Source organism: Stenotrophomonas sp. FW305-3-2-15-E-LB1 (assembly GCF_058787375.1).
Window position 1 is genome coordinate 61,171 of sequence record NZ_JBYSZR010000011.1, and the last position, 16,084, is coordinate 77,254.

Annotated in this window: 17 protein-coding genes, 1 tRNA gene and 1 other RNA gene; 9 read left to right on the forward strand and 10 right to left on the reverse strand. The window is 68.8% G+C overall.

The features are described from left to right. Window positions 1-171: 171 nt before the first annotated feature. From AC3WL7_RS10335 to AC3WL7_RS10350, 4 genes are read right to left on the reverse strand one after another with little or no spacing between them, the layout of a single operon-like run. On the reverse strand, window positions 172-1,410 hold the full coding sequence (locus tag AC3WL7_RS10335) for a glycosyltransferase (protein ID WP_492750195.1): 1,239 nt from the start codon (window positions 1,408-1,410) through the stop codon (window positions 172-174). Continuing rightward, window positions 1,407-2,009, reverse strand: coding sequence for a hypothetical protein (locus AC3WL7_RS10340; RefSeq protein WP_492750196.1), 603 nt, complete (start codon window positions 2,007-2,009; stop codon window positions 1,407-1,409). Before AC3WL7_RS10340 ends, AC3WL7_RS10335 begins: the two co-directional genes overlap by 4 nt. Then, window positions 1,990-3,174 carry a glycosyltransferase family 21 protein gene (locus AC3WL7_RS10345; RefSeq protein ID WP_492750197.1) on the reverse strand — a complete coding sequence of 395 codons (1,185 nt, stop codon included), beginning with the start codon at window positions 3,172-3,174 and terminating at the stop codon, window positions 1,990-1,992. The genes AC3WL7_RS10340 and AC3WL7_RS10345 overlap by 20 nt, the downstream gene beginning before the upstream one ends. Next, window positions 3,162-4,118 carry an NAD-dependent epimerase/dehydratase family protein gene (locus AC3WL7_RS10350; protein ID WP_492750198.1) on the reverse strand — a complete coding sequence of 319 codons (957 nt, stop codon included), beginning with the start codon at window positions 4,116-4,118 and terminating at the stop codon, window positions 3,162-3,164. The genes AC3WL7_RS10345 and AC3WL7_RS10350 overlap by 13 nt, the downstream gene beginning before the upstream one ends. A 226-nt stretch (window positions 4,119-4,344) precedes the next feature. On the opposite strand from AC3WL7_RS10350, the gene AC3WL7_RS10355 reads away from it, so the two are divergent. Beyond that, window positions 4,345-6,300, forward strand: a complete 1,956-nt coding sequence (locus AC3WL7_RS10355) for a peptidyl-prolyl cis-trans isomerase (RefSeq protein ID WP_492750199.1) — start codon at window positions 4,345-4,347, stop codon at window positions 6,298-6,300. A 204-nt stretch (window positions 6,301-6,504) separates the two neighbouring features. On the opposite strand, the gene AC3WL7_RS10360 is transcribed toward AC3WL7_RS10355, so the two are convergent. Together AC3WL7_RS10360 and gloB are read right to left on the reverse strand one after the other, a co-directional pair. Beyond that, window positions 6,505-7,710 carry a lytic transglycosylase domain-containing protein gene (locus AC3WL7_RS10360; RefSeq protein ID WP_492750200.1) on the reverse strand — a complete coding sequence of 402 codons (1,206 nt, stop codon included), beginning with the start codon at window positions 7,708-7,710 and terminating at the stop codon, window positions 6,505-6,507. Continuing rightward, the gene (gloB, locus tag AC3WL7_RS10365) at window positions 7,707-8,471 is read right to left on the reverse strand and encodes a hydroxyacylglutathione hydrolase (protein WP_283220660.1); all 765 of its coding nucleotides are present in this window, start codon (window positions 8,469-8,471) and stop codon (window positions 7,707-7,709) included. Before gloB ends, AC3WL7_RS10360 begins: the two co-directional genes overlap by 4 nt. 11 nt (window positions 8,472-8,482) lie before the next feature. On the opposite strand from gloB, the gene AC3WL7_RS10370 reads away from it, so the two are divergent. Genes AC3WL7_RS10370 through dnaQ form a run of 3 tightly spaced genes read left to right on the forward strand, consistent with a single transcriptional unit; the run spans window position 8,483 to window position 10,325 of the window. After that, window positions 8,483-9,127: a hypothetical protein gene (locus tag AC3WL7_RS10370; protein ID WP_492750201.1), complete on the forward strand. Its 645-nt coding sequence runs from the start codon at window positions 8,483-8,485 to the stop codon at window positions 9,125-9,127. Window positions 9,128-9,139: 12 nt separating this feature from the next. Continuing rightward, window positions 9,140-9,592, forward strand: a complete 453-nt coding sequence (gene rnhA / locus AC3WL7_RS10375; RefSeq protein WP_079220822.1) for a ribonuclease HI — start codon at window positions 9,140-9,142, stop codon at window positions 9,590-9,592. A 4-nt stretch (window positions 9,593-9,596) separates the two neighbouring features. After that, window positions 9,597-10,325 (forward strand): DNA polymerase III subunit epsilon, encoded by a 729-nt coding sequence (gene dnaQ / locus AC3WL7_RS10380; RefSeq protein ID WP_079220823.1) that lies wholly within the window; start codon window positions 9,597-9,599, stop codon window positions 10,323-10,325. Between the two features lie 282 nt (window positions 10,326-10,607). On the opposite strand, the gene AC3WL7_RS10385 is transcribed toward dnaQ, so the two are convergent. Then, a complete protein-coding gene (locus tag AC3WL7_RS10385; protein WP_079220824.1) occupies window positions 10,608-11,312 on the reverse strand; it encodes a PP2C family protein-serine/threonine phosphatase in 705 nt (234 codons plus the stop codon). Window positions 11,313-11,478: 166 nt separating this feature from the next. Between AC3WL7_RS10385 and AC3WL7_RS10390 the strand changes: the two genes are divergently transcribed. Further along, window positions 11,479-11,569 (forward strand) — tRNA-Ser (locus AC3WL7_RS10390). 148 nt (window positions 11,570-11,717) lie between these two features. Then, window positions 11,718-12,104, forward strand: a complete 387-nt coding sequence (locus tag AC3WL7_RS10395; RefSeq protein ID WP_492750202.1) for a DUF6165 family protein — start codon at window positions 11,718-11,720, stop codon at window positions 12,102-12,104. A gap of 51 nt (window positions 12,105-12,155) precedes the next feature. Here the strand turns inward: AC3WL7_RS10395 and AC3WL7_RS10400 are convergent, their stop codons facing one another. Further along, window positions 12,156-13,202, reverse strand: a complete 1,047-nt coding sequence (locus tag AC3WL7_RS10400) for a glycosyltransferase family 9 protein (RefSeq protein WP_492750203.1) — start codon at window positions 13,200-13,202, stop codon at window positions 12,156-12,158. A gap of 20 nt (window positions 13,203-13,222) precedes the next feature. Here AC3WL7_RS10400 and AC3WL7_RS10405 point away from each other — a divergent pair, with 20 nt between their 5' ends. Together AC3WL7_RS10405 and AC3WL7_RS10410 are read left to right on the forward strand one after the other, a co-directional pair. Then, a complete protein-coding gene (locus AC3WL7_RS10405; protein WP_200732967.1) occupies window positions 13,223-13,972 on the forward strand; it encodes a 3-deoxy-D-manno-octulosonic acid kinase in 750 nt (249 codons plus the stop codon). After that, window positions 13,972-14,739, forward strand: a complete 768-nt coding sequence (locus AC3WL7_RS10410) for an MBL fold metallo-hydrolase (protein WP_079220827.1) — start codon at window positions 13,972-13,974, stop codon at window positions 14,737-14,739. The genes AC3WL7_RS10405 and AC3WL7_RS10410 overlap by 1 nt, the downstream gene beginning before the upstream one ends. Before the next feature lie 184 nt (window positions 14,740-14,923). Here the strand turns inward: AC3WL7_RS10410 and ffs are convergent. Next, window positions 14,924-15,020: signal recognition particle sRNA small type (gene ffs / locus AC3WL7_RS10415), an RNA gene on the reverse strand. Between the two features lie 165 nt (window positions 15,021-15,185). After that, window positions 15,186-15,575, reverse strand: coding sequence for a hypothetical protein (locus AC3WL7_RS10420; protein WP_492750204.1), 390 nt, complete (start codon window positions 15,573-15,575; stop codon window positions 15,186-15,188). Window positions 15,576-15,760: 185 nt separating this feature from the next. On the opposite strand from AC3WL7_RS10420, the gene AC3WL7_RS10425 reads away from it, so the two are divergent. After that, window positions 15,761-16,078 (forward strand): DMT family transporter, encoded by a 318-nt coding sequence (locus AC3WL7_RS10425; protein ID WP_079220830.1) that lies wholly within the window; start codon window positions 15,761-15,763, stop codon window positions 16,076-16,078. Window positions 16,079-16,084: the final 6 nt, after the last annotated feature.

Below are 16,084 nucleotides of genomic sequence, written 5' to 3' on the forward strand. Positions count from 1 at the left end.
GAGCGGTAGTTCAGCTGGTTAGAATGCTGGCCTGTCACGCCGGAGGTCGCGGGTTCGAGTCCCGTCCGCTCCGCCAGCAGAGTTTGAAGTGTCAACGAAGATGCCCGTCGGTCCTGGACCTGCGGGCATTTTGCTTTTTCGGGGTCGATCTACGCCGGGCGTGGCCCGGCGCTACCACTCGAGCGATGCGACGCGGTCGAGCACCGCTTCCGCGCCCAGATGCCGCTGCACCGACGCCTGCAGGGCCGCCAGCCCCGGGAACGCATCGGCCTGCAACGCGCGCGCGAACAGCGCCGGCAGCTGGTCCAGATCACGTAGCCACAACCCCGCGCCTGCGGCCTGCAGGCGAGCGGCGTGGTCGAACTGGTCGTAATCCAGCGGAAATACCAGCGACGGCACGCCCGCGCGCAGTGCGTGGTACATCACGCCGGCGCCACCGTGGTGCAGCACCCGGTCATAGCGGTGCAGGTGGCGCGCGTAATCGACGAAGGGCAGCCGGTGCAGGTTCGGCAGCGTCTGCAGCGCGCTGCGCGTTTCATCCGCGTGCCCATCACTGACGTGGATCTGCCACTGCGGATGCAGCGCTGCCAGCGTCGCCGCCGCCTCGGCCAGGCGCTGTTTGATCCAGTCCTGGTGGGTGCCGGCGGTGACCAGCAGATGCCGCGCACCCTGCACGAATGGCGGCGGCGCATGGGTGCCGGGTGGGGTGTGCAGCATCGGCCCGATGAACTGCAGCGCCCGTGGCCAGGTGCGGGGGAATTCCAGTTCCGGTACGCCCAGCGCGAGGATGCAGTCATCTGAATAGACCCGCTCGCTGCCATCGGCGCGATAGATCGAGGGCACCCCCAGCCGCTGCATGGCCGAGCGCTGCCACGCGTGCACGCCGCGCTTGAACACGCGGGTCAGCTGCCGGCCGCAGGCATGCTGCAGCGCCTGCCAGCCAGTGCGCGCGGGGCTGAGGCCGCCCAGGTACGGCGGCGGACCGTCACTGCAGTCCAGCACGCAGGGCGAGGGCAGGCTGGTCCACCAGCGGATGCCGAGCTCGGCTGCCAGCAGGCCTGCCGGTGGCAGGGTGAAATCAACAATGACCAGGTCCGGGCGCGCGTGCTGCCAGCGCTCCTGCAGCGCCTGCCGCATCTGTTCCATCAGGCGCAGCGCCTGGGTCAGCTGGGCGTGCAGCCGCAGCGGGTTGGCCTTGACCGGCGTGGGCGGGTTGGCGATCTGCCACAGCGCCGCTTCCTGGTCCGCCGACAGCAACACGCCACCGTTGAGTCCGCTGGCGGAGATCGCGGCCTGCGCGCCCGGCGTACTCAGCACCGTCACCTCATGCTGCGGCTGCAGTTGGCGGGCGATGGCGAGGATCGGGTGCAGGTGGCCGCTGTAGGGCGGGGCGAGCAGTTCGATCTTCATGCCGGTTCCTGCTGCAGGCGCGCAGCAAGTCCGCGGGCGATGGCGAGCACTGCGGGCTGCTGCAGGTAGTCCAGGTGGCCGCTGTCGATCCACTGCCGCGCGCCGCGCCAGCCCAGCCGCGAGACCCAGTCCTGCCGCCCGACCAGCACCTGCAGCTGCGCCACCTGCGGTGCACGGCGCGCCACCGGCCCGTAGGCCAGCACGCTGCAGCGCTGCGCCAGGGCCGGCGGCAGCTCCAGGTTGGCCAGCAGCTCCAGCCCGCAGCTGCCGGCCAGCAGCAGGGTGTGCGGTGCGGCCTGCAGCAGCTGGGCCAGCGCGGGGCCGTGGGTCGCTGCGAAGCCTGGGTGGCGCGAGCGCAGGTAATGGCGGGTGTTGTGCCAGCTGGCGGCCAGTAGTGCGGCCGGTTGGTGATCGGGCGTGGCGGCGTCGTAAGGAAAATTGCAGGGGTGCAGCACCCGCCCCGGCGCCAGCAGGGCCTGGCCGAAGGCGCGCTGCTGCGGGCTGAGCGCGCAGCGGGCCGGATCGCTCTGCCCGGTCAGGAAGGCCAGCTGCAGCGGCGTGCGGGCGCCCGGCATCGACTCAGCCCCCTTGGAAATCATCGTTGGCGCGCACCTGGTACAGCCGGGTGCGCCAGCGGATGCGACGTACGCAGGCGGCGTGCAGCAGGTGCAGGGGCTGCAGCAGTTCGGCCAGCAGCGAGGCCAGCGGGCGATGCCGGGCGCGCCCACCGGCGCGGCGCTGCAGTTGCAACAGGAGGCAGGTGCGCAGCAGCACGACCAGCGCGGCCACGAGGGCCGGCAGTCCGATCGGCGGCACTGCGGCCAGTACCAGCAGCGCCCACAGCAGCAGCGGCGGAAGACCATGCAGTACGCCGATCAGCAGGCGCAGGCGTGGTGATTCATCGCGCAGCAGCAGCACGGCGAACAGCATCCAGCGGTGCATCTGCTGGCGATAGCGCTGCAGGGTGGGCACATGCGTCTGCACCTCCACCGGCGCGGTGGACTGGAACAGGCGCGCACCCTGCCGGCGCAGGGCGCGGGCCAGCGCCAGATCGTCGGCCAGCATCCGCAGCAACAGGGTGAATCCGCCCAGCGCGCGCAGTCGCTCGCTGCGCAGCGCGTAGCACATGCCGTTGATCGACAGCGGTGCCAGCCACGGCAGCAGGCCGAGGTAGGTCAGCACGGCATTGTTGTTGACGAACTGCGCCATCAAGCGCGCACCGGCGGCGCCGTCGTCGCGGTAGCACGGCAGGGCGGTGACCAGATCGGCGTCGGCCGCGCCCAGCTCATCGACCAGCTGCGCCAGCGCCGCCGCTGACAGGCGCGCGTCGTCGTCCAGCACCAGCAGCACCGGCTCGCGCACCTGCGGCAGCACGGCATCCAGCTTGAAGGTCTTCGGGTTGGTGCCCTCCGGCGCGGCCGGGCAGCGCAGGCAGGTGATGTGGTGGCCGGGATGCGCCGCGCACAGCGCCGCGGCGGTGGCCAGCCCGATGCTGTCGGCGTCGTCCAGCAGCCAATGGAAATGTGCGCCGGGCAGGGCCCGCAGGTTGTGCTGCAACACCTGCGCCAGCAGCGGGTCGCCGCCGAGGATGGGCTGCAGGATGGCCACGCCGCTGCCGTCGTACCCGGCCGGTGCCTGCGGCCGGGGCGGGCGCTGGCCGAGGATGCGCAGCGCGCCGGCTGCCTTCAGGCCCATCAGCAGCAGGTACAGGGCCGCCAGTACCAGGCTGGCCAGCGGCACCCCGTTCAGGCTCAGGCCGCCCATTGCGCACGCTGCTCGTCGATGAAACGTTCGATACCCTCTTCCATCGACACCCGTGGCGGCCCGAGGTCGGCCAGCATGCGCTGCGGATTGAAGGTCTTTGAATAGGCGAAGGCGGCCACCCCGAAGCGGGTGATCGGCGGCTCGCTGCGCAGGCGCAGGGCGCGCCAACCGGCTTCGACCACGCTGGCGGCGCGCAGGGCCAGGGCGGTCGGTACGCGGCGGTGCGGCGGTGGCAGCTGCAGGGCGGCCAGCAATCGCTGCAGCAGGGCATGCAGGTCCACCGGCTGCGCGCTGGTCAGGTTGTAGGCCGGGCCCAGCTGCGGTGCCTGGGCGGCGCGCAGCAGGTACTCCACCAGGGTGTCGATGTGGATCAGGTCCATCTGCGGTGGACCGCCGGGGCTGACCAGCAGCGGCACGCCGCCGCGACGCGCAGCCGCCAGCAGGCGCGGCAGCAGCACCGTATCGCCCGGGCCGAAGACGGCGCGCGGGCGCAGGATGCACGACGGGCCCTCGTAGCCGGCCAGCAGGCGTTCGGCGGCTGCCTTGCTGCGCGCGTATTCATTCAGGAAGGCGGGGCCGATCGGGCTGTCTTCGTCCAGATCGTACTGGTGCGCCTCGCGGTAGAACACGGCCGTGCTGGACACCAGCAACAGGCGCGGATGGCCGGCGCGGCGGCAGAAGTCGATCACCTGCGCGGTGGTGTCCATGTTCTGCTGCCGGAACTGCGCGGGGCTGCCCCAGGGGGCGACCCGCGCGGCGGCATGGACCACCACGTCAGGCCGGAACGGCAGCTCGAACGGCTGCGACAGGTCCAGCGCGGCGTAGTGGGGCAGGGGCAGCGGCCGGCGGGCGACACCCAGCGCCTCCACCCCGGGCACGTCGGCGAGGCGGCGCAGCAGGGCGCCCCCCACGAAGCCGGAGGCGCCGGTGACCAGGATGCGCATGGACGTATTCCTCCTTGTGCCTGTGACGCGCCGCAGCCGGGGCGGGCCGCCCAGATGACCGCCCAGTATGCGCCGGCTGCTGCGCGTGCGGCCATCGCAGGCGCGGCGTGGACCGCGCGCATGGGGCGCAGATCCTTGCCCTGCCTGCCTCCGCGCCGTTTTTGGTGCGGGCCGCGAAGCGGGTTACACTGCCGGGCTCGCCAATCAGGCCATGTGATTCCTCACCATGCTGCAGAAACTCCGCGACAAGACCTCAGGCTGGATCGTCACCGTGATCCTGGGGCTGCTGATGATTCCGTTCCTGTTCGTGATCGACAACAGCTACCTCGGTGGTGTCGGCGCACAGAACGTGGCCAAGGTTTCGGCACCGCCGACCTGGTGGCGCTCGGCGCCGTCGTGGTGGCCGGTGCGCATGCTGTGGCAGCACCACGAGATCAGCGCGCAGGATTTCCGTACCCGCTTCGAGCAGGAGCGCATGCGTGAGCGCCAGCAGCAGGGCGAGAACTTCGACCCGCGCGCGTTCGAGAGCACCGAGAACAAGCTGGCCGTGCTTGACCAGCTTGTCGACGAGCAGGTCGTGCGCCTGGTGGGCGAACAGGCCGGCGTGGTTGTCGGCGACGGTGCCGTGCGCGATTACATCCTGACCATCCCGGCCTTCCTCGGCAGCGATGGCAAGTTCAATGAAAACAACTACCGGCTGGCGCTGGGCGGTGGCAATCCGCCGCGTACCCCGGCGCAGTTCCAGGAAGAAGTGCGTGCCAGCCTGCAGCAGTCGGTGATCCCGGCCGGCCTGCAGAACTCCGGCTTCGTCACCCAGGCCGAGACCGAGCGCCTGCTGAAGCTGCTGGGCGAAACCCGTGACGTCGAGCTGGTCGCGCTGCCGGAAGTGCCGGCCGATACCGCGCCGGTCACCGATGCGCAGATCAAGCAGTGGTATGACAGCCACGGCAAGGATTTCCGCCAGGCCGAGTCGGTCACGCTGGAATACGTCGAGCTCAACGGTGCCAACCTGCCGGCGCCGGTGCCGGCCGATGAGGCGACCCTGCGCAAGCGCTACGAGGAAGAGAAGGCGAAGTTCGCGACCCCGGAACAGCGCCAGGCCGCGCACATCCTGATCACCGGCGACGGTGCCGAAGCCAAGGCCGCCAAGCTGGCGACCGAAGCCAAGGCGGCCGGTGCCGACTTCGCCGCGCTGGCCAAGGCCAACTCGGAAGATCCGGGTTCCAAGGACCAGGGTGGTGACCTGGGCTGGGTCGAGCGTGGCGCGATGGTCAAGCCGTTCGAAGACGCGCTGTTCGCTGCCAAGGCGGGTGACGTGATCGGCCCGGTCAAGACCGACTTCGGCTACCACATCATCAAGGTCGCGGCCGTGCGCGGTGGCGAAGGCAAGTCGTTCGAGGAAGTGCGTGACACGCTGGCCGCCGAACAGCTGAAGGCCGACGGCGAGCGTGGCTTCAACGATCTGGCCGGCCGTCTGGTCGACGCCATCAACAAGAGCCCGAGCGACCTGGTTGCCGCGGCCAAGTCGGTGGACCTGCCGGTGCAGACCCTGGGCCCGATCACCCGTGCCACCGCCAGCGGCATCGCTGCTGACCCGGCGGTGCTGCGTTCGGCCTTCTCCGACGTGATGGTGCAGGACGGTACGTCCAGCGATCCGATCGCCCTGGGTGGCAGCACCAACCACAGTGTCGTGATCCGCGTGGCCGCGCACACCCCGGAACAGGCGCTGCCGCTGGACAAGGCCCGCGAGCAGGTCATCGCCGCGATCCGTGCCGACCGCCAGCGCCAGGCCAGCGACAAGGCCGCTGATGCCCTGCTGGCCAAGCTGAAGGGCGGTGCCAGCCTGCAGTCGCTGGTGGCCAGCGACAAGCTGCAGGTCAGCCCGATGCCGGGCCTGCCGCGCAGCCAGCCGGTGCCGACCCCGGAAATCAACCGCGCCATCTTCGGTGCGCCGGTGCCGGCCGAAGGCAAGCCGAGCTACGGCAAGGTTGACGTCAACGGCCACGCACTGGTCTTCGTGGTGAACAAGGTCACCCCGGGCAACATCAAGGAAGTGACGCCGGAACAGCAGAAGCAGCTGAAGGACCAGCTGAGCCAGATCGACGGCATGGCTGCGGCCAAGGCCTACATCGATGCGATGCGCAAGAAGTTCCTGGTGCAGACCACCGAAGCGAACCTGTAAGCCACACGGCGGGCAGGACGAAAAAGGCCCGGCAATGCCGGGCCTTTTTTGTTGGCGCGTCCGCTGTATGTAGAGTCGAGCTTGCTCGACTGTTTTTGTAGAGTCGTGCAGAAGAGCGGTCGAGCAAGCTCGACTCTACAAAGAGCGGAAGGGCAGAAGAGCGGTCGAGCAGGCTCGACCTCTACAGAGAGCGGAGTGCCGCGATCAGTCTTCGATGCGCAGCACGGCGCCCGGCTTCAGCACGGCGCTGCCGCTCAGGCCGTTCAGCGACAGCAGCGCCTTGACCGGCATGCCGTAGCGGCGGGCGATGGTCCACGCCGATTCGCCGTTGCGCACGGTGTGGCGGCGGTTGCGCGGGCGGTCAGCGGCGCTGGCCACGACCTTGGCGACCTGCGGGGCCGGCTGCAGGCTTGCACTGGGGGCGACGGCGCCCGCAGCGGAAGCCACCGAGGCCACATCGGCCACCGGCGCGGAGGCCGCGGCGACCGGGGCCAGTACGCGGGTGGTGCCCGACGGGCGCCCGTTGCCGGCCAGGGCCGGGTTCAGGCGGGCGATGCGTGCCGGGTCCAGCGCGCGCTGCGCGGCCCACTGCTGCACGCTGGTGCCGGCCGGCAGGGTGTGGTCCTTCAGCACCGGCACCGTGCGGTCCAGCGAGGCCATCACGCTGGGCTTGTCTTCCACGTCTTCCAGCACGCAGGCCAGGGCATGCAGCTTCTCGACGTAGGCATGGGTGACCGGCGACAGGCCGGGCAGGGCGGCCGGCTTGGCGTTCTGCGCGTTCATCCCCGCCTTGCGCATCGACTGCAGCACGCGGTACTCGCCGGCGTTGTAGGCCATGGTCGCCAGGCGCCAATCGCCGCCGAACATGCCGTGCAGGGTCTTCAGGTAGCGCACCGCGGCCTGGGTGGAATCGACCGCCGAGAGGCGGCCGTCGTAGCCGTTGGCCATCGGCACGCGGTGGTTGCGCGCGGTGGTGGCGATGAACTGCCACAGGCCGGTCGGGCCGCTGCCGTTGCGGGCGTTGGGGCGGTAGCCGCTCTCCACGAACGGGATGAGCGCGAATTCGGTGGGCAGGCTGGCCTTGCGCAGTTCTTCGACCACATAGCCGAACAGCACCAGCGCATCGTCATCCTGGTTGGCCAGGCGCGAGGGGGCGTGGGCAAACTGCTTCTGCCAGCGCGGGCTGGTTGCGTCAGCGTCACAGGTCGGTTCGGCCAGGCCCTCGCGGAAGCTGGCGAAGATCTCCTGGCCGTTGCGGACCGACGCGGCCGGCAGCAGGGCCGGGTCCATCGGCACGGCCGACGCGGCGGTCAGGTTCTGGCTGATGCCGGCGCCCAGCGACTGCGCGCCCGCGTTTCCGGCCAGCCCCAGGACAAGGCCCAGGGCCAGCGGCAGACTTCGGCGCATCATGCGCGGAAGCCGTCTTTCCAGTGCCGGAGACCGGCCATGACATCGACGTCGTCAACGACATCGCGCCCCAGGTGCGCCGACACCGCCGCGCGGATCGGCGCGGTATGCACACGCAGGAACGGATTGCAGTCCAGTTCGTTGGCCAGGGTTACCGGCAGGGTGGAACGGTCATCGCGGCGCATGGCCAAAGCCTCCTCTTGGCGCTGCCACAGGGCAGCGTTGGCGGGGTCGACATGCCGCGCGAAGACGGCATTTGACACGGTGTACTCATGGGCGCAACAAAGCAGCAGTTGCACAGGCAAGGTACCCAGCTTGCGCATCGACGCCAGCAGCTGGGACGGCGTACCTTCGAACAGGCGTCCACAGCCCAGGCTGAACAACGAATCTCCGCTGAAAAGATGTTCAGCGGTGTGAAACGCGATGTGGCTGCGGGTATGCCCGGGCACGGATAGTACGTGGAACATCCGGCCTAGTGCCTGAACGCGTTCACCTTCGCCCACCCGCTCGGTGGCCGTCGGAATCCGCTCCTCGACCGGAGCGATGACCCGCGCGCTGGGAAAACGCGCCTGCAGCGCGGGTACGCCGCCGATGTGGTCGTCGTGGTGGTGGGTCAGCAGGATGGTGTCCACGCGCAGGCCTTGGTCGGCCAGGGCAAGCACGGGCGCGGCATCGCCGGGGTCGACGACCACGGCGGCGCCATCGTCGGCGATCAGCATCCAGATGTAGTTATCCGCAAATGCGGGCAGGGCAGTCAGTCGCATAGAATTGGACCATGCCCCTGCTGCAGAGCCACCGTCAAGCGAGCCTGGTGCCGTGGTTCGACAGCGAGCCGGCGGCGGCCCTGCGCGTGCTCGAGCGCCAGCTGCTGCTGCCACGGCTGGCCACCCTGCCGTCCCAGCCTTGGCTGTGGATCGCCCCCACGGCATCCTGGCTGGAGGATGCGCAGCTGGGTGGTCGCGGCCTGCGCCTGTACCGCGACGGCGCCGGCTATGCCGGTGATACCCGCTGCGCGCTGCCGCTGCCGCTGGCCAACGAGAGCATCAACGCCATCGTGCTGCAGCACGTGACCGCCGCCGATGCCGATTACCTGCTGGATGAGTGCTCGCGCGTGCTGATGCCCGGCGGCCAGCTGTGGCTGAGCAGCCTCAACCCGTTCAGCCCGTACCGCACCCGCTGGCGCCAGCATGGGCTGGTGGTGCGCACGCCGCAGCGGCTGCGCCTGCTGCTGGCCCGCCATGGGCTGGAATGCGATGACACCCGCTACCTGGGCCCGCTGTGGCAGGGGGCTGGCAGCCGCCGTCGCGCGGGCTGGGCGCCGCTGCGCGCGGCCTGCCTGTTCCATGCCGAAAAACGTACGCTGGCCCTGCCCGGGCCGACCCCGCTGCCGGTGCGCTGGCACGGCACCGTTGCTACCTGATCTGGAGTTGTATTGAAAACCATTGAAATCCACACCGACGGTTCCTGCCTCGGCAATCCCGGCCCCGGTGGCTGGGCCGCTCTGCTGCGCTACAAGGGCCACGAGCGCGAGCTGAGCGGCGGCGAAGCGCACACCACCAACAACCGGATGGAGCTGATGGCAGCCATTTCCGGGCTGGAGACGCTGACCGAGCCGTGCGACATCGTGCTCTACACCGATTCGCAGTACGTGCGGCAGGGCCTGACCCAGTGGATGCCGGGCTGGATCCGCAAGAACTGGAAGACGGCCGGCGGCGACCCGGTGAAGAACCGCGAGCTGTGGGAGCGCCTGCATGCGGCCACGCTGCGGCACCAGATCGACTGGCGCTGGGTGAAGGGCCACTCCGGCGACCCGGACAATGAGCGGGTCGACACCCTGGCGCGCAATGCCGCGATCCAGATCCGCGACGGCAGCCCGGTAAACTGAGCCCATGCGTCAGATCATCCTCGATACCGAAACCACCGGCCTGGAATGGAAGAAGGGCAACCGCATCGTTGAAATCGGCTGCGTGGAGCTGTTCAAGCGCCGCCCGACCAACAACAACTACCACCAGTACATCAGGCCCGACGTCGACTTCGAGCAGGGCGCGCAGGAAGTCACCGGCCTGAGCCTGGATTTCCTGGCCGACAAGCCCGAGTTCGCGCAGATCGCCGATGAGTTCCTGGCGTTCATCGATGGCGCCGAGCTGATCATCCACAACGCGGCGTTCGACCTGGGCTTCCTGGATTACGAGCTGTCCCTGCTGGGGCCGCAGTACGGCAAGATCACCGACCGCTGCACCGTGATCGATACCCTGGCGATGGCGCGCGAGCGCTTCCCCGGCCAGCGCAATTCGCTGGACGCCCTGTGCCGGCGCCTGGGCGTGGACAACTCGCACCGTGCGCTGCACGGCGGCCTGCTCGATGCGCAGATCCTGGGCGATGTCTACATCGCGCTGACCTCGGGGCAGGAAGAGATCGGCTTCGGCCTGGAAGACGACAGCGGTGCCGACGGTGCCGCGCTGCTGGCCTTCGATACCAGCACGCTGCTGCCGCGCCCGCGCGTGGTGGCCACGGCATCGGAGCTGGAGGCGCACACCGCGCGCCTGGAGCGCCTGCGCAAGAAGGCCGGCCACGCGTTGTGGGATGGCCCGAAGGTGGAAGAGGCCGCAAGCGCGTAAGTAGTGGTAGTGCCGGCCGCTGGCCGGCTTCCACGGCGCGTCATCCACGCATGGCGTGGATCTACTGTAGAGCCGAGCCCATGCTCGGCTCCAGGATCAGTGGCAGCGCACCAGGATCACCGTGATGTTGTCCGATGACGCGCCAGCGCATTCGCGCTGACGCCCCACAATTTGCGCTGCAAATCGCGGGCCCCGTCTCATCACCACCCACACCCCCGCCGCTTCGCGTCCGCCCCCTGACTCAGGGGGCTCTCCTCCAGATGCCCTGTGCGAGCGTCAGGATCAGTGGCAGCGCACCAGGATCACCGTGATGTTGTCCGACCCGCCGCCGTCCAGGGCCGAGGCGACCAGGCTGTCCACGCATTCCTGGGCGCTGGCGTCGTCGTAGGCCAGGGTACGGGCGATGTCGCGGTCGTCGACGTCTTCGGTCAGGCCGTCGCTGCACAGCAGCAGCTGCATGCCCGGGCGCAGTTCGCCGCTGGTGGTGGCCACGTTCAGATGGTTCGGGTCGGTCACGCCCAGGGCCTGGGTGACCACGTTGCGGTGCGGGTGGGCGCGCGCCTGTTCGGCGGTCAGGTTGCCCTGCGCCACCAGTTCCTGCACCACGCTGTGGTCCTGGCTGAGCTGGGCCAGCTGGCCGTCGCGCCACAGGTAGGCGCGGCTGTCGCCCACCCAGGCCACTTCATAACGGTTGCCCTGCACGCGTGCGGCGACCACGGTGGTGCCCATCGGCAGGGTGTCGTTGCGCCGCCGCGACGCGCGGATGATCTCTTCATCGGCGGTGCGGATGGCGTGCGCCAGCGGCGCGCCGCGGCGGATCTCGCGGACGATGGTCTCGCGTGCCAGGGCGCTGGCCACCTCGCCGCAGGCGTGCCCGCCCATGCCGTCGGCCACCAGCCACAGGGCCAGCTCGCTGTCACCGTAATAGGTGTCCTCGTTGAGCTCGCGGCGCAGGCCAGGGTGGGTGAGGTGTCCGAATTCAATCATGGTGGTTGCTGGGCGGGGTCATGCCGGGGAGAACGGCATCATCACGGCCAAGCGGACATCCGGCAAGGCGTTCAGTCAGAAAATTTTCACATGATGGGCCGCAATGGCTTGTGGTCTGCCGCGCTTCCTCGTATGATGCGCGTCCCCGGTTCGCCGGGGAACACCTGGAGAGGTGGCAGAGCGGTTGAATGTACCTGACTCGAAATCAGGCAGGCGTTTATAGCGCCTCGGGGGTTCGAATCCCCCCCTCTCCGCCAGATTAAAGAAACGGGCTGCCTCAGGGCAGCCCGTTTTTTTTGATCTGGCGCGGGACAGCCCTCCGGCAGGTCAGTAGATCCACGCCGTGCGTGGATGCCGTTCGCACACTGCGGGTTACCATGTGCCATTACCTGCTGGAGCGCTGCCATGACCGCTGAAATCCTTGTGCCTGTTTCCTTCGGCGAGCTGCTGGACAAGATCTCGATCCTGCAGATCAAGTCCGAGCGCATCAGCGATGAAGGCAAGCTGGCCAACGTGCGCCGCGAACTGTCCGCGCTGGATACCACCTGGATGGGCCACCCGGCCGCGGTGAAGGACATCGCCAAGCTGCGTGCCGATCTGAAGGCGGTCAACGAGCAGCTGTGGGACATCGAGGACCAGGTCCGCCTGAAGGAAAAGGCGCAGGCCTTCGACCAGGCGTTTGTCGACCTGGCCCGCAGCGTCTACCTGCGCAACGACGAGCGCGCGCGCATCAAGAAGGCGATCAACCTCGCGCTGGGCTCGGCGTACGTGGAAGAGAAGTCCTACAAGTAATCCCACGCCCTGCGTGGAGGGTGCGGGCCACGGGCGGCCCGCACCGGTCGCTCAGCCGAGGTGATCGGACACGTAGCGCTCGAAGGCGGCGATGCCGTCCTCGACGGTGATCAGTTCCATCACATCGTCGAACTCGATCTTGGTGCCCCACTTGAGATCGGCGGCGGTCTTGCCCAGGTACTTGCGCGCGGCATCGTCGTAACGGTCCACGCAGTAGCGCCGGTCGGAATAGGGGCCGCTGCGGTGCGGGTTGCTGGCCGCATGCAGGCCCAGCACCTTGGCGCCCATCGCGTTGGCGATATGCATCGGGCCCGAATCAGGCGTCATCACCAGATTGGCGCGGGCCAGCAGGGCCGGCAGCTGCTTCAGCGTATCCCTGCCCACCAGGTCCAGCGCCGGCGTCGTCAGCTGGGTGAGGATGGCATCGGCCATGCTGCGCTCCAGTTCGCTGCGGCCGCCACACAGCACCACCTGCCAGCCACGCGCGCTGGCATGGTTGGCCACGGCGGCATAGCGGTCGGCGTACCAGTTGCGCATGACGTGGCTGGAGCACGGCGAGATCATCAGCACCGGGCGGCCATCATCGGCCCACTGCGCTGCCGCCCATTCGTAGGCCGACGGCGGAATGGCCAGATCCCAGCTCACTTCGGTCTGGCGCAGGCCCAGCGGTTCGCAGAAGCTGCCGATGGCATCGAGCACGTGGATGCCCGGGCGGTCGGGAATACGTTCGTTGATGAACAGTCCGTGCAGGTCCTTGGAACGGCTGCGGTCGTAGCCGATGCGGCGCTCGGCCGGAATGAAGGCCGACAGCAGGTTCGCGCGGAAGGCGACCTGCATCTGCAGCAGCGCTTCGAAGCGGCCCGGCGGCAGCTGCGTGCGCAGCTCCTTGACTCCGGCCATGCCGGTCTTCTTGTCGTACGCATGGAACACCACGCCGGGCAGGCCATCCAGCAGCTTGTGGCCGACCTTGTCGATGATCCAGTGGATCGGCGTGTCCGGGCGCGCGGCCTGCAGGGTGCGCACCAGGGGAACAACGTGGGTGACATCCCCCAGGGCAGACAGGCGCAGGAGGCACAAGGATGAGGACGCTGATGCCATGTGTTGTTAGACTCAATGGAATGGTCGTATTTGACGCCAATGAAGCGCTGACGCCATGCCGCGAGGGTCGCGGCATCGGGGCCATTCTGTTCGACCGCGAGCGGCTGCGGCAAGCCGACGTCGGCCTGTTCTCGCCCCAGCACTGGGGCAGCAAGGCCCGGCCGGTGGGTGAAGGCGGGCGGGGCAGTGCCTGGTTCGTCGATGCCTCCTTTGGTCCCGGGGTGCTGCGCCACTACCTGCGCGGCGGCCTGGCAGCCAAGCTCAGCCGGGACCAGTACATCTGGCGCGGCGCCGACCGTACCCGCAGTTTTGCCGAATTCCGGCTGATGCGCGCCCTGCGCGCGCAGAAGCTGCCGGTGCCCCGGCCAGTAGCGGCCTTCTACATGCGTGAAGGCATGCGCTACCGCGCGGCCATCCTGATGGAACGCATCGAGGGCGTGCGCTCGCTGGCCGACCGCGCGCTGGTGGCCGGCCGTGGCGCGCCATGGGAAGAGGCGGGCCGGCTGATCGCGCGCTTCCATCGCGCCGGCCTGGACCATGCCGACCTCAACGCCCACAACATCCTGTTCGATGGCAATGGCCACGGCTGGCTGATCGACTTCGACCGCGGGGTCATCCGCATCCCGGCCACGGCCTGGCGCGAGCGCAACCTCAAGCGCCTGCTGCGTTCGCTGGTCAAGCTGCGTGGCGAGCGCAGCGTGGAAGACGTGCAGAAGGACTACGCGCGGCTGCGTCGCGCCTATGACATGGCCTGGAACCGGGGCACCTGATGGACTGGTCGTTGCGTTTTCTCGGCGTCGGCAATGCGTCGGCGGTCGAGCTGGGTTCCCCCATGTCGGTCATCGAGCGTGATGGCCGCCCGTGGCTGACCATCGATTGCGGTGGCGAGGGCCTGACCGCCTTCAAGGCGCACTACGGGCACCTGCCGCAGGCGCTGTTCGTCACCCACGTGCACCTGGACCACGTGGCCGGCTTCGAGCGGCTGTTCGTGGATACCTTCTTCAACACGCACCGGCGCGGCAAAGTGCGCCTGTACGTGCCGGCCACCGTGGTGCCGCTGCTGCACAAGCGCGTGGGCGATTACCCCAACGTGCTGGCCGAAGGCGGCGCCAACTTCTGGGATGCCTTCCAGCTGGTCGTGGTGGGCGATGCGTTCTGGCATGAGGGCGTGCGCCTGGAAGTGTTCCCGGCACGCCACCACTGGCCGGAGACTGCCTATGGCTTGCGCCTGCAGGGCGCGTTGACCTGGAGCGGCGATACCCGGCCGATTCCGGAGATGCTGGCGCGCTTTGCCAACGACAACGAACTGATCGCCCACGACTGCGGACTGCATGGCAATCCTTCGCACACCGGCGTGGATGACCTGGAGCGCGAGTACAGCGCCGAGCTGCAGTCGCGGATGATGCTCTACCACTACGCCAGCGCGGCCGATGGCCAGGCGTTGGCCGCGCGTGGGCACCGCGTGGCGCAGCCGGGGCAGTGCGTGCCGCTGGCGACCCCGACGGCGCCGCACGTGCTGGCGCAGGATCCGCCGTGACGGCCATGGGCCAGTCCACCTGCCTGGAATGCATCAGAACGAGTGCCCGGTAGCGCCGGGCCATGCATGGCGAGGCGCGCCAACCAAGGTTGGCATCTACCAGAGTCTGAGCGATGAGCGTCGGTAGCGCCGGGCCATGCCCGGCGAAGCGCGGGCGGGCCGGGCATCGCCCAAAAAGGCGGTGGCCCCGCCGGCTGACCTCGGCGCCCGCGTCGATCGATACCGTTGCTGCCTTCCGGCCCTGGCGGGATTTTCGACCTAGCGTCGCGAGGGGCCGACGGGGCCACCATAGAGACGTTGGCCGCCCAAGGGCGGCCGGTTCACGGATCAGGGGAAGCAGCGCGTCGCGCGCCGGAGACCACAGCCGGACTGCACATCGGCTGGCCGATGGCAGGCGCGCATTCTAGCGCAGGCGGGCAGGTACGCGCCAGCGTCACGCGCGGTTTTCAATCCCCGCGTTGCCACAGCAGGTGCAGGTCGCCGTCCACGAAGCCCAGGCCGACGCCCTGGGCCATGCGCAGTGGCGCACCGGGCGTGCCTTCCTGCACCAGCGGCAACAGCAGCCCGCGCATGTTTTCCAGGCAGCTTTCCCAGTCCAGCCCGGTGAACGCGGTGGCGATTTCCAGTGGCGGATGGCTGGGGCGCCAGCACTCGTCGCATGGCCAGTCCGGGTCATTGGCATCGAAGCGCTCGCAGCCGACCAGTTCAAGGGTAAAGCTGGCTTCGCCGGCGGCCGCACCGTCCGCCAGGTTGAAGCAGTAGCCGCGCAGCGATGCCGGGCGTGGTTCGCGCAACGTTACGGCCAGCCACGTCGTCAGATCCTCTTCAACGCTCATGCAGCACCCCGGACGAAAGCGCCATCATGGCATGGCCGCTCCGCCTGAACCCTGTGTAATCACGGTGCGTGCAGCACGGCCCCGCGCATCCGGCGTTGCTAGAATGCGGCCGCAGGAGGAACGACCTCCCCCGCATCGGGAATCAATGACCAGGACGGCCTGGCCCTACCAAGAGGAGGGCCGTCATGGCCTGGATCTATCTGTTGTTTGCCGGCCTGCTTGAAATTGTCTGGGCCGTGGCGATGAAGCAGTCCGAGGGCTTCACCCGTCTTGCTCCCAGCGTGATCACCCTCGTCGGCATGATCGCCAGCTTCTGGCTGCTGGCCGTGGCCATGCGCACGCTGCCACTGGGTACCGCCTACACGATCTGGACGGGCATCGGCGCGGTCGGTGCCTTTGTGGTCGGCATCGTGTTCCTCGGCGAACAGGTCAGTGCGATGCGCATCGGCGCGGCCGTGCTGATTGTTTCCGGCCTGGTGCTGATGAAGCTCTCCAGTAGTTGAAGCTGC

Coding starts and splice junctions, on each gene's coding strand:
- AC3WL7_RS10335 (WP_492750195.1), bottom strand. CDS start 1,410: ATGAAGATCGAACTGCTCGCCCCGCCCTACAGCGGCCACCTGCACCCG.
- AC3WL7_RS10340 (WP_492750196.1), bottom strand. CDS start 2,009: ATGATTTCCAAGGGGGCTGAGTCGATGCCGGGCGCCCGCACGCCGCTG.
- AC3WL7_RS10345 (WP_492750197.1), bottom strand. CDS start 3,174: ATGGGCGGCCTGAGCCTGAACGGGGTGCCGCTGGCCAGCCTGGTACTG.
- AC3WL7_RS10350 (WP_492750198.1), bottom strand. CDS start 4,118: ATGCGCATCCTGGTCACCGGCGCCTCCGGCTTCGTGGGGGGCGCCCTG.
- AC3WL7_RS10355 (WP_492750199.1), top strand. CDS start 4,345: ATGCTGCAGAAACTCCGCGACAAGACCTCAGGCTGGATCGTCACCGTG.
- AC3WL7_RS10360 (WP_492750200.1), bottom strand. CDS start 7,710: ATGATGCGCCGAAGTCTGCCGCTGGCCCTGGGCCTTGTCCTGGGGCTG.
- gloB (WP_283220660.1), bottom strand. CDS start 8,471: ATGCGACTGACTGCCCTGCCCGCATTTGCGGATAACTACATCTGGATG.
- AC3WL7_RS10370 (WP_492750201.1), top strand. CDS start 8,483: ATGCCCCTGCTGCAGAGCCACCGTCAAGCGAGCCTGGTGCCGTGGTTC.
- dnaQ (WP_079220823.1), top strand. CDS start 9,597: ATGCGTCAGATCATCCTCGATACCGAAACCACCGGCCTGGAATGGAAG.
- AC3WL7_RS10385 (WP_079220824.1), bottom strand. CDS start 11,312: ATGATTGAATTCGGACACCTCACCCACCCTGGCCTGCGCCGCGAGCTC.
- AC3WL7_RS10395 (WP_492750202.1), top strand. CDS start 11,718: ATGACCGCTGAAATCCTTGTGCCTGTTTCCTTCGGCGAGCTGCTGGAC.
- AC3WL7_RS10400 (WP_492750203.1), bottom strand. CDS start 13,202: ATGGCATCAGCGTCCTCATCCTTGTGCCTCCTGCGCCTGTCTGCCCTG.
- AC3WL7_RS10405 (WP_200732967.1), top strand. CDS start 13,223: ATGGTCGTATTTGACGCCAATGAAGCGCTGACGCCATGCCGCGAGGGT.
- AC3WL7_RS10410 (WP_079220827.1), top strand. CDS start 13,972: ATGGACTGGTCGTTGCGTTTTCTCGGCGTCGGCAATGCGTCGGCGGTC.
- AC3WL7_RS10420 (WP_492750204.1), bottom strand. CDS start 15,575: ATGAGCGTTGAAGAGGATCTGACGACGTGGCTGGCCGTAACGTTGCGC.
- AC3WL7_RS10425 (WP_079220830.1), top strand. CDS start 15,761: ATGGCCTGGATCTATCTGTTGTTTGCCGGCCTGCTTGAAATTGTCTGG.